The following is a 255-nucleotide window of genomic DNA, read 5'->3' as shown; positions in this document are numbered from 1 at the left end:
TAGCTGGTTCTCCTCGAAAGCTATTTAGGTAGCGCCTCACGTAGCACCGCCGGGGGTAGAGCACTGTTTCGGCTAGGGGGTCATCCCGACTTACCAACCCGAGGCAAACTCCGAATACCGGTGAGTGACGCGTGGGAGACACACAGCGGGTGCTAACGTCCGTTGTGAAAAGGGAAACAACCCAGACCGTCAGCTAAGGTCCCGAAATCCTGGTTAAGTGGGAAACGATGTGGGAAGGCTCAGACAGCTAGGAGG

At 56.5% G+C, this 255-nt stretch carries 1 rRNA gene; it reads left to right on the top strand.

The features are described 5' to 3' along the window. Window positions 1-255 (top strand): 23S ribosomal RNA (locus tag M8006_RS17940); the annotation flags it as partial.

The sequence above is a fragment of the Halomonas llamarensis genome, from assembly GCF_023555005.1.
GTDB lineage: Bacteria > Pseudomonadota > Gammaproteobacteria > Pseudomonadales > Halomonadaceae > Vreelandella > Vreelandella llamarensis.
Note: the sequence above shows the minus strand (reverse complement) of the source record. Positions and strands in the feature narration are given on the sequence as shown.